This window comes from Micromonospora sp. D93, from assembly GCF_018070365.1.
GTDB classification, from domain to species: domain Bacteria; phylum Actinomycetota; class Actinomycetes; order Mycobacteriales; family Micromonosporaceae; genus Micromonospora; species Micromonospora ureilytica.
Map to the genome: position 1 here is coordinate 1 of NZ_JAGPXW010000009.1, position 13,700 is coordinate 13,700.

Below are 13,700 nucleotides of genomic sequence, written 5' to 3' on the forward strand. Positions count from 1 at the left end.
GACGGCGCGGGCGCGGCGATGCTCTTCTGATCGTGGTCAGGCGGCCGTGCACTGGACGTCGCGGCTGAGGCGGGTCGGGCGCGCCTGCGGGACGGCGAGTGGGGCGGCGGCAGCCGACGGGGCGTGCGGGTCGAGCCAGACCCGAACGGCCGGCCGACCCGGCGCGAGGCCCGGAATGCCCGCGATGTGCTGCTCGCGGCGGGTGAGCATCGCCACGTCCACGGTGAACTCGAAGAGCCGCCAGTCGACCTGCGGCTCGGCCCTGGCGCTCTGCGCCAGCTGCGCCAGCCGGACCGGATCGGTCACCGGACGGGCGCGGCCCGCCACGTACGCCTCGTCGTCGCTCTCCTCCGGCGGGAACGAGTGCAGCGCGTAACGGCCGTCACGTTCGAGGTCGCGGCGCTTGGGCGAGTCGATGATGAAGCAGAACAGCCCTTCGGCGGTGATGACCGGGGAGACCGGATGGACGCGGGGCCCGCCGTCGGCGCGGACCGTGGCCAGATAGCCGAAGCCCGGCCCGTACTGCTGGAGGAGAACGCGGATCCCGTCGGCGAGTCGGGGCTCGTCGGCGGCGAATTCGGACCAGGAAGCCATGCGGGCATTCTATCGAACAAATGTACGAGCGGCGACCTCGACGCGCTGGTCACCGGCACCGAATCCGGCCGCTTTTGGTAACGCGGCTATGGTGGTCCGATGCTGCTCTCCGACCGCGACCTGGTCTCCGAGATCAAGGCCGGCACGCTGGGCCTGGAGCCGTTCGAGCCCACCCTGGTCCAACCGTCCAGCATCGACGTCCGACTCGACCGGCTGTTCCGGGTCTTCAACAACCACCTCTACACCCACATCGACCCCGCCATGCAGCAGGACGACCTGACATCGGTGGTCGAGGTCCCCGACGGCGAGCCGTTCGTGCTGCACCCGGGGGAGTTCGTGCTCGCCTCGACGCTGGAGGTCATCTCGCTGGGTGACCAGCTCGCCGGCCGACTGGAGGGCAAGAGCTCCCTGGGCCGGCTCGGGCTGCTCACGCACTCCACCGCCGGTTTCATCGACCCGGGCTTCTCCGGTCACGTGACCCTGGAACTCTCGAATGTGGCGAACCTGCCGATCACCCTGTGGCCGGGCATGAAGATCGGGCAGCTCTGCATCTTCCGGCTCTCCTCGCCGGCCGAGCACCCGTACGGCTCGGTGGTCTACGGCTCGCGCTACCAGGGTCAGCGGGGGCCGACGCCCAGCCGCGCCTGGCAGCACTGGCGCACCTGGCCAACCCGCTGAGCTTCACCCGCTGTAACAGAACGACGAGGGCCCGCCGCGACGTGATCGCGACGGGCCCTTCGATCACCCGGGGTCAGCCCGGGCGGCCGTAGCTGTGGATCGGGCCGTCGTCGACCTTCTTCATCTTGACCGGTTGACCGGCCTGCGAGGCGTGCACCACCCAGCCGCCGCCGACGTACATGCCGACGTGGTGGATGTCGCTGTAGTAGAAGACCAGGTCGCCGGGGCGCAGGTCGCCCTTGCTGACGTTCTTCGTGACGCGGCTCTGCGCGGCGGCGTTGTGCGGCAGCGACACACCGGCCTTCGCCCAGGCGGCCAGCATCAGCCCGGAGCAGTCGTACGAGTTCGGACCCTCGGCACCCCAGACGTAGGGCTTGCCGATCTGCGCGCAGGCGAACTTGACAGCGGTGCCCGCGGCGCCGCCGGGGTAGCTACCCGGGCAGGGCGCTGGGCGCAGCGGGCCGCCACCACCGCTGCCGTACACCTTCAGCCGCAGCTTCTGCAGGCGGTCGATCTCGTCGTTGATCTGCTTCTTCTTCGCCGCCAGCTGAGCTTCGGTGCGGGCCAGCTGGGCAACCATCTCGTCCAGCGGCGCCTTCTGCGCGGCCAGCTGGTCGCGCAGGTCGGCCACCTGGCGTACGTCCTTCTGCTGGTTGTGCGCGAAGCGGTCGAGCATTTCGAGCTGACCGACCACCTCGCTCGGCGACCGGCTGCCCAGCATCGCGTTGACTGTCGAGACGTTCTCACCCATGTAGGCGCGTACGGCCAGGGCGCTGACCTTGTCCATCGCGGCGTCGACCTGACGCTCCAGCGGGGTGATCCGGGCGGCCAGCGCGTCGGCCTGCTTGCGCTTCGCACCGAGGTCGGTGCGGGTGGCGTTGTGCCGTTCGATGACCGGTTCGAGCTTGTTCCAGTCGGCGTCGATCTGGCGCTCGATCTCGGCGACGGACGGGTCGGCGTGGGCCGCCGTGGCACTGCCGGTCAGGACGACGGCGATGCCGGCCAGCGCGGCGAGTGCGGTGGTGAAGCGGGACCAGCGTGGGCGCGGCACGATCGACGGCGGGCCGGCTGATGCCGACCGCTCGGACGACGGCCGCGGGGCATGGAGTGCCACCGGGGTTCCGTACTCCTTCTTCCTGACCGCCTACCGGGTTAGCTGACGGGTTCGGGCGGGAAGTCGGCGCCCTACCGCAGTGGCTGCGGATTCACCCCGAGGGACCTGGGTCCCCGGTTCGCTCGGAAACGACTCGGCGGTGTCGGTCCGTTACCGCCCGGGCTGGGCGGAGCTGCTGTCGGGCCGACGAATGACCAGAGTAGAGACGCTTGTTACCGATCCGCAACCCGTGCGGCCGTGACACTCCGTACGGATTGGACGAGGTCACCGACCGTGTGTGAAGAATTCTTTCCGCATACTTCGATAGATGGAAAGGTATTGACCTGACCTCCCGGGCGGCGCGATGGTGACCTGACCTCACTCCGCGAGAATCTAGGGGGTTCGATGCACCATCCAACCCTGTCGACCGGCTGGCGGGCACTGCTCGCCGCCACCGTTGTCGCCGCCGCGACCACGGTGCCACTCTCCGCCGGCCCGGCCGCCGCCGCGCCCACCACCGACCGCCAGCAGCAGTACGCCGCCGCGGCCACCGAGTACGGCGTGCCGACCGTCGTGCTGCTCGGCGTCTCCTACCTGGAGTCGCGCTGGGACACCAACGCCGGCACACCGAGCACCAGTGGCGGGTACGGCCCGATGCACCTGACCGACGCCCGGCACGTGGCCGCCCTACCGGGGCGCGGTCACCACGACGCCGGCGCCGAGGACCCACGCGGCGACGACTCGCGTCCCGCCCGGGTGCCCGCGCCCCGGCCCGTCGAGGCCCCCGCGCCGCCCACCGCCGCGTTGCAGACCGTTGACGCCGCCGCCACGCTGACCGGTGCCACCCCCGAGGCACTGCGCACCGACGCGGGCCTCAACATCCGGGGTGGGGCCGCGCTGCTGAGCGCGTACCAACGGGATCTGAACGCGCCGGTCGGCGCGGACACCGACCCGGCGGCCTGGTACGGCGCGGTGGCCCGCTACTCCGGCGCGGACAGTGCCGACGCCGCCGCGGCCTTCGCCGACGAGGTCTTCACCACCATCGGCGCGGGCCAGACCCGGGTGACCGACGACGGCCAGCGGATCACCCTGCCGGCCCGCACGGTGCTGCCCGAGCGTTCCTGGTTGGACCGGCTGGGCCTGCGCCGGCTGGCCCGCCCGGACGGGGTGGAGTGCCCCCGCACCATCTCCTGCGAATGGATCCCGGCGCCCTACGAGGCGTTCGGCGACGGGGACTACGGCAACCACGACCTCTCCGACCGGCCCGCGCGGCAGAAGATCGAGTACATCGTCATCCACGACACCGAGGCGAGTTGGGCGACGACCCTGCAACTCGTCCAGGATCCGACCTACGTGAGCTGGCACTACTCGCTGCGCTCGGTCGACGGGCACATCGCCCAGCACGTGCGGACCACTGACGTCGGCTGGCACGCCGGCAACTGGTACGTCAACGCCAAGTCGATCGGTCTGGAACACGAGGGCTTCGCGGCGCAGGGCACCTGGTACACCGAGGCGATGTACCGGACCTCGGCGAAGCTGGTCCGGCACCTGGCGCTGCGGCTGGGCATCCCACTGGATCGTCAGCACATCATCGGCCACGACAACGTGCCCGGAACCATCCCCTCGACAGTGCGGGGAATGCACTGGGATCCGGGGCCGTACTGGGACTGGACGCACTACTTCGACCTGCTGCACGCACCTCGACTGGACACCGGCACCCCGGCCACCGGGCTGGTCCGGATCGACCCGGACTACGCCACCAACCGGCCGGCGTTCACCGACTGCGTCACCGCGGGCGTGCCGTGCGCGCCGCGCGGCTCCTCGGCGGTGGTGCTGCGCAGCGCACCGTCCGCCGACGCGCCGCTGGTCAACGACATCGCGCTCCGCCCCGACGGCACCCCGAACACGATGGCAGTGTCGGACCACGGGGCCCGGGCCTCCGCCGGGCAGACGTACGCGCTGGCCGGACGGCAGGGCGACTGGACGGCGATCTGGTACCTCGGGCAACGGGCCTGGTTCCACAACCCGGCGTCCGCGCCGACCGCCAGCTGGACCGTCGGCGTCGTGGCCACGCCGAAGCCCGGCCGGGCCACCATTCCGGTGTACGGACGGGCGTACCCGGAGCAGTCGGCGTACCCGGACGGGGTGCCCTACCAGGCGATCTCGTCGCTGCAGTACACCCTGGCCGCCGGGCAGCGGTACGCCGTCGGCGCGGTGCTGGCCGGCGAGTACTACCGGGCCAGCACCGTCGACGGCTCCTCACCGGGTGACTGGACGGTGATTCGCGGCAAGAACCGCTACGCGCAGATCCAGTTCGGTCACCGGATCATGTACGTCGACCTCGCCGACGTGCAGCTGCTGCCGTCCCCGGTGGGCGCGCCCCGCTGAGAAACCACGACGGCCCCCGGTCGGTGACCGGGGGCCGCCGTGTCGCGGGGTGGATCAGCCGGGTCTACGGAACCCGGCGACGGGCATGGTGTTGATGCTGGACACCTGCACCGGTTTGCCGGCACGTGGCGCGTGCACCATTGTGTTGTTGCCCAGATAGAGCCCGACATGACTCAGGCCGGAGAAGAAGAAGACCAGGTCACCGGGCCGGGCGTCGGCTCGCGAAACGGCCTTGCCCTCGTTCCACTGGTCACCGGTGTGGTGGGTGAGGTAGATCCCGGCCGCCTTGTAGGCGTACTGGGTCAGCCCCGAGCAGTCGAACGAGTTCGGCCCGGTGGCACCCCAGACGTACGGCTTGCCGACCTTGCCGCAGGCGGTCTTGATCGCGGTGCGGGCGGCCGCGCTGAACACTCCGTTGATGGTCGGGCAGGCCGCGGTCTTGACGGTGGTCTTCGGCATCGACGCCTCGAGTTGCTTGATCTCGGCGTCGATCTGCTTCTTCTTGGCCGCCAGATCGTTCTGCTGCTTGGTCTGGGTGACGATCAGCGCGTCCAGCTTCTGCTTCTCACCGTCGTACTTGGCACGTACGGCCAGCACACCCTCGACCTCCTTGCGCTCCCGCGCAGCGAGCCGGTCGAGGATGGTGAGCTGCTCGGTGAGCGTGTCCGGCTTGGCGCTGACCAGCAGCGCGCCGATGTCCTGCGACGGGCCCGAGATGTAGTAGCGGGAGGCGAGATCGCCGACCCGGTTGAGCGCCAGCTCGCTCTGCAGCGCCAGCGGCTCGATCTTCTTCTGCAGGTTCGCCGACTTCTGCCGGTTGACCTTCAGCTGCGCCCGGACCTTGTTGTACTGCTCGATGGTGGGCTCCAACTGCTCCCACTTCTTGTCGATCTGCGCCTCGATCTCGTCGACCGTGGGCGCGGCATGTGCCGGCGCGGTCAGCAGACCGGCGCCGACCGCTGCGGCAGCGACCAGGACGAGCACCCGGTGCGCGACGCGGCGCAGGCCACCAGAGCGAGCAGACGCAGTCAGATCGTGACGATGAGGGGGCATGGTTGCCACCGGCACCGACTCCTTTGCAACCGACCGCCGGGCGCCTCGCGTGAGGGAAGGGCCGAGGCAGACGACCCACAGCGGTCGGTGCCTCACATTAGGGAAGCTCGGGGCGGTAATCAAGGTGACCGCAGTAACCATCACTGTCGTGCAACCGCTTGCACACCAAGGGTATTGGTTCGTCAACCAACGATTGCGGTCAATACATCGTCGAGAGTGACCACACCGAGAGGCCGCCGCCCGTCGCTGACCAGCACCATGTGCCGCCGTTCGCGACGCATGGCCAGCAGAAGGTCGGCCAGCGTACGCTCCGGCGGCACCACCGCCAACGGCCGGTAGACGTCGGCCGGCACCGGGGACCGCCGGCCCTGCCCGGCGTACCCGAGCACGTCCTTGACGTGCACGAAGCCGAGCACCCGACGGGTCGACCGCTGCACCACCGGGAACCGGGACCGGCCGGTCCGGGTCGCCAGCACCTCCAGCGACGCCGGCGAGACGTCCTCGGCCACCGTCACCACCGTCGACCACGGTTGCAGCGCGTCCGCCGCCGTCCGCGCGTGCAGGGCCAACGCGCCGGTGATCCGCGCGTGCTGCTCCGCGTCGAGCAACCCCTCGGTCCGTGCCTGCGAGACCAACCCAGCCAACTCCTCGGCGGTGAACACCGTCTTCACCGACTCGGACGCCTCGATCCGCCAGAACGCGAGCACGCGCCGGGCCGCCCATTTCATAGCGAGCAACAACGGTTTGGTGGCCACACAGAACGCCAGCATCGCCGGCCCGAGCCAGAGCGCGGAAACCTCCGGACCGGCCAGCGTGATGTTCTTCGGCACCATCTCGCCGACGACCGTGTGCAGGAAGACCACCACACCCAGTGCCAGCACGAACGCCACCGGGTGCACCGCCCGCTCCGGCAGGCCGGCCGCGTGGAACGGCGGCTCCAGCAGGTGAGCCAGCGCCGGTTCGGCGATCGCGCCCAGACCCAGCGAGCAGACCGTGATGCCGAGCTGCGCGCCGGCGATCATCAACGGAATCTGGTTCATCGCCGACAGCGCCCAGCGGGCACGTTTCGACCCGGCGGCCAACGGCTCGATCACCGTCCGGCGGGACGCGATGAGCGCGAACTCGCTGCCCACGAAGAACCCGTTGCCGAGCAGCAGCAGCACGGTCACCAGCAGCTCAGTCATCGTCGTCCGGATCCGCCGGACGCAACACCCGGACCTGCTCGATCCGGTGCCGCTCCACCTCGACCACTGTGAACTCCCAGCCGTCCGCCTCGACCGTCTCGCCGGCGAGTGGGATGTGCCCGAGCTGGGCCATCAGGAACCCGGCCAACGTCTCGTACGGCCCCTCGGGCAGCCGGAAACCGGTCTGCTCGGCCAACTCGTCGGAGCGGAGCACACCGTCAACCAGCACTGTGCGCTCACCGCCCGGCACGGTCAGCTCGACCGACCCGTGGTCGTCCACGCTCGCCGGGTCGAACTCGTCGGCGATCTCGCCGACCAACTCCTCGACGAGGTCCTCGACGGTCACCACGCCGTCCGTGCCGCCGTACTCGTCGACCACGATGGCCAGGTCGGCCCCTGCCGCCTTCAGCGCGGCCAGGACACCGTCCAGGTTCAGGCTCTCCGGCACGTACACCGGCTCGCGTGCCACCGAGCCGACCCGGGTCGACGCCCGGTCGGCCAGCGGCACGCCCAGCGCGTCCGGCACGCCGGCCACGCCGGTCACCAGGTCCAGGGTCTCCTCGTACACGGGGAACCTGGTCCGCCCGGTCCGCCGTGACTCCTCCAGCAGCTCGGCCACGGTGGCCGTGACGCGCAGCGCGACCACGTCCACCCTGGGGGTCATCGCCTCCGCGGCTCGCTTGTCACCGAAGCGGATGGTGCGACGCAGCAGCATCGCGGTGTCAGTGGGCAGCGCGCCGGCCCGCGCCGAGATGGCCGCAAGCAGACCCAGCTCCTCCGGCGAGCGGGCGCTGGCCAACTCCTCCTGCGGCTCAACGCCGAGCGCCCGGACCAGCCGGTTCGCCGAACCGTTCAAGCCTCGGATCACCCATCCGAACGTCCGGGAGAAGGTGTGCATCGGGCCGGCCGTGGCCAGCGCCGCCGGCATGGGCCGGGCCAGTGCCGCGTTCTTCGGCACCAACTCGCCGAAGAGCATGGAGATCAGCGTGGCCAGGGCCAAGGCGAGGAACGGGGTGTACCGCTCGGTGCTGTCTCCGGCCAGCGGGCGCAACAACGGGGTGAAGAGGCGGGACAGGGCCGGCTCGGCCAGGTAGCCGGTGAGCAGCGCGGTGATGGTGATGCCGAGCTGCGCCCCGGAGAGCTGGAAGGAGAGTTCGCGCAACGCTGTGCGTACCGTCAGGGCGGCCGGGTCGCCGGCGGTGGCCCGCCTGTCGATCTCCGCCCGGTCGACAGTGACCAGGGCGAACTCGGCCGCGACGAAGAACGCGTTGCCCGCGGTCAGGGCTACGAAGCCGACCAGGGGCAACAGCGTCGTCAAGAGTAGGCCGTCGATGCGCAAAACCCAGGTGTACGCGCTCAGCCGCCGATCGGCGCGGTCTCCTTGCCGCCCTGCGGCTGCTCGGGCTTGACCGAACGGAGCAGCACGGTCGCCACGTCGATCACCTCGACCTGCTCGCCGGCACCCTTACCGTTGACGCCGTCGCTGAGCATCGTCGAGCAGAACGGGCAGCCGACAGCTACCGTCTTCGCCCCGGTGGCCATGGCCTCCTCGACCCGGTCCACGTTGATCCGCTTGCCGATCTTCTCTTCCATCCACATCCGGGCGCCGCCAGCACCACAGCAGAAGGAGCGCTCGCTGTTACGCGGCATCTCGGTGATCTCGCCCTCGATCGCGTCGCCGAGGACCTCACGGGGGGCCGCGAAGACCCGGTTGTGCCGACCCAGGTAGCAGGGGTCGTGGTAGGTGACGCCTCCGTCGACGGGCTGCACCGGCGTGAGCTTGCCGGTGGCGACCAGGTGCGCGAGCAGTTGGGTGTGGTGGACCACCTCGAATTCGCCGCCGAGCTGCCCGTACTCGTTGCCCAGGGTGTTGAAGCAGTGCGGGCAGGTCGCGACGATCTTGCGCTTGGCCTTCTCCCGGCCCTCGAACGCCTCGTTCAGCGTCTCCACGTTCTGCTGGGCGAGCATCTGGAAGACGAACTCGTTGCCGATCCGTCGCGCCGGGTCGCCGGAGCAGGTCTCGCCCTCGCCCAGGATCGCGAACTTCACGCCCGCCTCGTTGAGCAGCGTGGCCACCGCGCGGGTGGTCTTCTTGGCCCGGTCCTCGAACGCGCCGGCGCAGCCGACCCAGAACAGGTACTCGAAGTCGTCCACCTCGCCGACCCGGGGCACCTCGAAGTCCAGGCCCTTGGTCCAGTCCTCGCGGGTGTTCTGCGGGGCGCCCCACGGGTTGCCCTTGTTCTCCAGGTTGCGCAGCATCACCCCGGCCTCCGAGGGGAAGCTCGACTCGATCAGCACCTGGTAGCGGCGCATGTCGACGATGTGGTCTACGTGCTCGATGTCCACCGGGCACTGCTCGACGCAGGCGCCGCAGGTGGTGCAGGACCAGAGCACGTCCGGGTCGATGACACCGCCCTCCTCGGCGGTGCCGATCAACGGCTTGTCGGCCTCGGCGAGGGCCAGCACGTCCAGGTGGGCGAACTGCGCCTGGGTGGCCTTCTCCTCGCCGGTCAGGTCCTTGCCGCCGCCAGCCAGCAGGTAGGGCGCCTTCGCGTACGCGTGGTCGCGCAGGCTGAGGATGAGCAGCTTGGGCGACAGGGGCTTGCCGGTGTTCCAGGCCGGGCACTGCGACTGGCAGCGACCGCACTCGGTGCAGGTGCTGAAGTCCAGGAGGCCCTTCCAGGTGAACTGCTCGACGTGGGCAACGCCGAACTGGTCCTTCTCCGGGTCCGCCTCCTCGAAGTCGAGTGGCTTGCCCTGGCTCGTCATCGGGCGCAGAGCGCCGAGACCGGAGCCGGCCGACCTGGTCGGCTCCCGCTTGAAGAAGATGTTGGGGAACGCCAGGAACCGGTGCCAGGCGACGCCCATGGTGACGTTGAGGGAGATGACGATCAGCCACGTCATCGAAATAATGATCTTGATGGCGGCGGCGACGCTGACGCCGTCCGCCCAGCTGGGCAGCACCGCACCGACCGCGTGGCTGACCGGGGTGGCCCAGAACGGGAACTCGAAGTGGTCGGTGGCGACCTTGAAGCCCCGGATCACGAAGCCGAAGATCAGGACCAGAAGCACGATCCACTCGACGAAGTAGCCCTGCCACATGGTCGAGCCGGTGAACCGGGATCGCCCTCCTGGGCGGGTCGGCCGGTTGCGCAGCCGGATCGCCATCAGCACCAGGATGCCGACCAGACCCAGCACCCCGATGATCTCGGTGACCAGGCCGAAGATCGTCCAGTGCCCGATGATCGGCAGGCCACCGTCGGTGGTGACCACCTCGAAGTACGCCTCGAGCACCAGCAGCGACAGCACGACGAAGCCGACCATCACGAACCAGTGCGCGGCGCCCACCACGCCCCACTTGAGCATCCGGGTGTGGCCGGCCGTCTCCACCAACATGGTCCTGGCGCGGGCGATCCTGTCGGAGAACCGCTCCGGCGCGGGCTGACCGAGCCGGATGACTGCCACCATCTTCAGGACCGCACGCACCGCAAGCCACACCGCCACGGCGGTGATGGCGGCCGCGAGGATCGTGGTGACGATCTGGACGCTGCCCATCGAGTTGGCCTCCCCGGTCTGCTGCCTGATGACCTCGCTCTGCTCGGTCATGCAGTGCAGCCTACGCGAAGGTTACCCAGCGGTAACGTGAGTCATCTCGCAGTAGGCCGCGCTGCCTGCGCACACCATAGGGGGCCCCACCCGATCCTGCTGGGCAGGGGCTCGACGGGGTGACGTGGGACCGTCGACGCGACGGTCTGCTCGGATCAGCGCCAGCGGGAGAGCAACGCCAGCGAGGCGACCATCGCACCGAAGCCGACGGCGAGGTTCCAGTAACCCCACGCCATGACCGGGTACTCCTGCTCGGACAGGTAGTAGAGCACCAGCCAGCCGATCCCGACCACGATCAGGGCGACCGCGGTGACCGGCAACCACACCGGGCTAGGCTTGCGCGACGACGCCGTCGTCGTCGGACGAACGTCCGTCGGCGGGGTGTACACCTTCTTCTTACGGACCTGAGACTTGGGCACGGCGCTCTCCAGAGGGGTGACGACCTCGTCCGGCCTGACAACCGGGCGCGGGGGCGACGGTCCATGGCCAATAATGTTCGAGAGCTAGCGTAGTCCCGATTGGCCGCCCGGACCACGAATGGGGTCAGGCCGGTGCACGGAGTGACCGAAAGAGGCGGGACTGTTCGCATCACCGGCCCGGCCGGCACGGACCGATCCCCGACACGCGGAAGGAACGCTCGGTGGAGTACACATCCGGCGCAACCTCCTGGCAGAAGGTCCTCCGACGGGCCGCCGCCGGGCTGCTGCCCCGGCGACCGCGTCAACGCCGTCCGGGCTGGTCCATCGGGGTTCCCCTGATCGCCGCGGCGGCCGGGTTGCTCTTCACCACCACCGCGACCACAGCCGGCGGCACCGCTCTCCGGGAGGACCGGCGACCCCAACTCAACCAGCTCATTGAGGACCGACGCGAGCAGGTGGCGGCCAGCGAACGCCGCGCCGCCACGCTGCGCGGTGAGGTCGAGCAACGGACCAACACGCTGGCCGGCTCGGACGCCCCCATCAAGGATCAGCAGAATCGCGCCCAGGGCAGCCTCCAGAACGCCGGGTTCACCGCCCTCGGCGGGCCCGGGGTCACCGTCGAGCTGAACGACGCGCCACAGATCGACCAGACGCAGTCGGACGCCAGCAACGACGACCTGGTGGTGCATCAGGGGGACGTGCAGGCGGTGGTCAACGCGCTCTGGGCCGGCGGAGCCGAGGCCATGTCAATCATGAACGTCCGCGTGCTCACCACCAGCGCGGTACGCTGCGTCGGTAACACCCTGCTACTTCATGGCCGGGTGTACTCCCCACCGTTCAAGATCGTGGCAATCGGCGATCCCGCTGCCCTCCAGCAGGCCCTCGCCAGCTCTGAGGGAGTCCGGTTGTTCAAGGACGCGGTCGACGACTACCAGCTCGGTTACAAGGAGACGGCCTCCACGGTGCGAGTTCCGGCATTCGAGGACTCGACCGCCCTGCGCTCGGCTACGGTGCCCAGATGAGCGGGCCGGACGATCGTCGCGACGGGCGACACCGGGATCAGACCGACGAGCCCACCGCCTTCCTACCCAAGTTCGACAGGCCCGAGTCGACACCCGGCCGACCGGCCCCGGCCGGCAACTGGCCGGAGCCGGTGCTGCCTCCACGAGCCGAGCAACCGACGCTGCCGAGCGCCAGCCGACCCGAGCCGACCGAGACCCCGGGCCGCCCGAGTGCCGAAGCACCGCCGCCCTGGCCGGGCACGGCAGCTCCCGGGTCGGGCCCGCACGGCGGCGCGGGGGTCCCGCCCACGAGCCCTCCCGGCCGACCGACCGCCACCAACCAGGGCCCGGTTCGGCCCGCTGCCCCCGGCAACGCCCCGACCCGACCCCCCGCGCCCAGCGCCGCGCCGACCCGACAGCCGACCGCAGGCAGTCCGCCCGGCGCGGGAGTCCCGCCAACTGCCGCCCCGACCCGGCCGGCCACGCCCGCCGGGCCGCCGCCGCCGACCCGGCCGACCAGCTCCGGCACCCCGAGCCGGCCGGTCCCCTCCGGCCCCTCGACGCCGCCGCTGGCCGACTCGCCGACCGCGTACATCCCGCAGGTCACCGCCCGGCCCGTGCGGCCGACCGGCTCCCCGGCCACCCCGGTCTCCCCGGCCGCCCCCGACCGCGTCGCAGCGGCCGGGCAGGAAGGCTTCGCATCGACCGGGCCGAGCCGGGTGCCGCCAACCGGGCCAGGCCGGGTCCCGCCGAGCGCTGGCGGGGATCCGGCCGCCACCGCGCTGATCCCGGCCGTGCCCTCCACACCCGCCACCAGACCTCCGACCATGGACTCGACAGCGTTGATGGGTGCCGTCCCCCGCACAGCGGTCCCCGAGGAGCGAACCGGCGGCAACTCCGCCGACCCTCCCCAACCCCGACGCGGCGAGCGGGTGGTCCAACTCCGGCCGCACCAGACCGGCGAGGGCTACAAGAGCGTCTACTCCGAGCTCACCCGCCCGTCGATCGGCTCGCGCCTGCGCACCGGCGTCCGGGTCACCGGCGAGGTCCTGATCACCTTCGGCCTGGTGGTCCTGCTCTTCGCCGGCTACGAGGTCTGGGGCAAGTCGGCAATCGTCGACGCCCACCAGAACGACCTCACCAACGAGTTGGCTCAGGCGTGGGGCCCGACCGACAACCCGACTGTCGCCCCATCGGTGGGCCCGAGCGTCAAACCGTCCCCACCGGTACGCGGCAAGCCTCTCGCGGGCCTCTACATCCCCAAGCTCGACAAGAACTGGGTAGTCGTCGAGGGCGTCACTCAGCAGGACATCCGCTTCGCCCCCGGCCACTACCCGACCAGTGCGCTCCCCGGCCAGGTGGGCAACTTCTCCGTCGCCGGCCACCGCAACCGGGCCACCTTCTGGCGGCTGGACGAGCTGGACGAGGGCGACCCGATCGTGGTCGAGAGCAAGACCGACTGGTACGTCTACCGGGTGTCGCAGACCCGGATCGTCAAGCCGACCCAGGTCGAAGTGGTGGCGCCGGTGCCCGGCGAGCCGGACAAGAAGGCAACCAAGCGGATGCTCACCCTCACCACGTGCAACCCGAAGTTCGACAACTACCAGCGCCTGATCATCCACGCCGAACTGGATCGCACCCAACCCAAGTCCGCGGGCCGTCCGGCGGAGCTGGGAGGCTGACC

11 protein-coding genes and 1 riboswitch are annotated in these 13,700 nt (G+C 70.3%); of the genes, 4 read left to right on the forward strand and 7 right to left on the reverse strand.

Features of this window, described 5'->3' with window-relative positions; all coding sequences use genetic code 11:
• Positions 1-36 precede the first annotated feature (36 nt).
• Positions 37-594: a pyridoxamine 5'-phosphate oxidase family protein gene (locus KBX71_RS12860; RefSeq protein WP_124821301.1), complete on the reverse strand. Its 558-nt coding sequence runs from the start codon at positions 592-594 to the stop codon at positions 37-39.
• Between the two features lie 99 nt (positions 595-693).
• Between KBX71_RS12860 and dcd the strand changes: the two genes are divergently transcribed.
• Positions 694-1,272, forward strand: coding sequence for a dCTP deaminase (gene dcd, locus KBX71_RS12865; RefSeq protein ID WP_089018323.1), 579 nt, complete (start codon positions 694-696; stop codon positions 1,270-1,272).
• 73 nt (positions 1,273-1,345) lie between these two features.
• Here dcd and KBX71_RS34565 read toward each other — a convergent pair whose 3' ends face one another.
• Positions 1,346-2,386, reverse strand: coding sequence for an NlpC/P60 family protein (locus KBX71_RS34565; protein ID WP_210818163.1), 1,041 nt, complete (start codon positions 2,384-2,386; stop codon positions 1,346-1,348).
• A 13-nt stretch (positions 2,387-2,399) separates the two neighbouring features.
• Positions 2,400-2,535: riboswitch (cyclic di-AMP (ydaO/yuaA leader) on the reverse strand.
• A 235-nt stretch (positions 2,536-2,770) separates the two neighbouring features.
• Between KBX71_RS34565 and KBX71_RS12875 the strand changes: the two genes are divergently transcribed.
• Positions 2,771-4,753 carry an N-acetylmuramoyl-L-alanine amidase gene (locus tag KBX71_RS12875; RefSeq protein ID WP_210818164.1) on the forward strand — a complete coding sequence of 661 codons (1,983 nt, stop codon included), beginning with the start codon at positions 2,771-2,773 and terminating at the stop codon, positions 4,751-4,753.
• A 54-nt stretch (positions 4,754-4,807) separates the two neighbouring features.
• Here the strand turns inward: KBX71_RS12875 and KBX71_RS12880 are convergent, their stop codons facing one another.
• The 5 genes from KBX71_RS12880 to KBX71_RS12900 all read right to left on the reverse strand — a co-directional run bounded on the left by KBX71_RS12880 (position 4,808) and on the right by KBX71_RS12900 (position 11,015).
• Positions 4,808-5,821: an NlpC/P60 family protein gene (locus tag KBX71_RS12880; RefSeq protein WP_307847055.1), complete on the reverse strand. Its 1,014-nt coding sequence runs from the start codon at positions 5,819-5,821 to the stop codon at positions 4,808-4,810.
• 167 nt (positions 5,822-5,988) lie between these two features.
• Entirely contained in the window at positions 5,989-6,990 is a 1,002-nt protein-coding gene (locus KBX71_RS12885; protein ID WP_124821297.1) for a hemolysin family protein, read from the reverse strand.
• Positions 6,983-8,308 carry a hemolysin family protein gene (locus KBX71_RS12890; RefSeq protein WP_247683401.1) on the reverse strand — a complete coding sequence of 442 codons (1,326 nt, stop codon included), beginning with the start codon at positions 8,306-8,308 and terminating at the stop codon, positions 6,983-6,985. The genes KBX71_RS12885 and KBX71_RS12890 overlap by 8 nt, the downstream gene beginning before the upstream one ends.
• Before the next feature lie 38 nt (positions 8,309-8,346).
• The gene (locus KBX71_RS12895; RefSeq protein WP_210818283.1) at positions 8,347-10,545 is read right to left on the reverse strand and encodes a (Fe-S)-binding protein; all 2,199 of its coding nucleotides are present in this window, start codon (positions 10,543-10,545) and stop codon (positions 8,347-8,349) included.
• A gap of 206 nt (positions 10,546-10,751) precedes the next feature.
• Positions 10,752-11,015, reverse strand: a complete 264-nt coding sequence (locus tag KBX71_RS12900; protein ID WP_030331997.1) for a cell division protein CrgA — start codon at positions 11,013-11,015, stop codon at positions 10,752-10,754.
• A gap of 221 nt (positions 11,016-11,236) precedes the next feature.
• On the opposite strand from KBX71_RS12900, the gene KBX71_RS12905 reads away from it, so the two are divergent.
• Positions 11,237-12,037, forward strand: coding sequence for a DUF881 domain-containing protein (locus KBX71_RS12905; RefSeq protein ID WP_210818166.1), 801 nt, complete (start codon positions 11,237-11,239; stop codon positions 12,035-12,037).
• On the forward strand, positions 12,034-13,698 hold the full coding sequence (locus tag KBX71_RS12910; protein ID WP_210818167.1) for a class E sortase: 1,665 nt from the start codon (positions 12,034-12,036) through the stop codon (positions 13,696-13,698). The genes KBX71_RS12905 and KBX71_RS12910 overlap by 4 nt, the downstream gene beginning before the upstream one ends.
• Positions 13,699-13,700 lie beyond the last annotated feature (2 nt).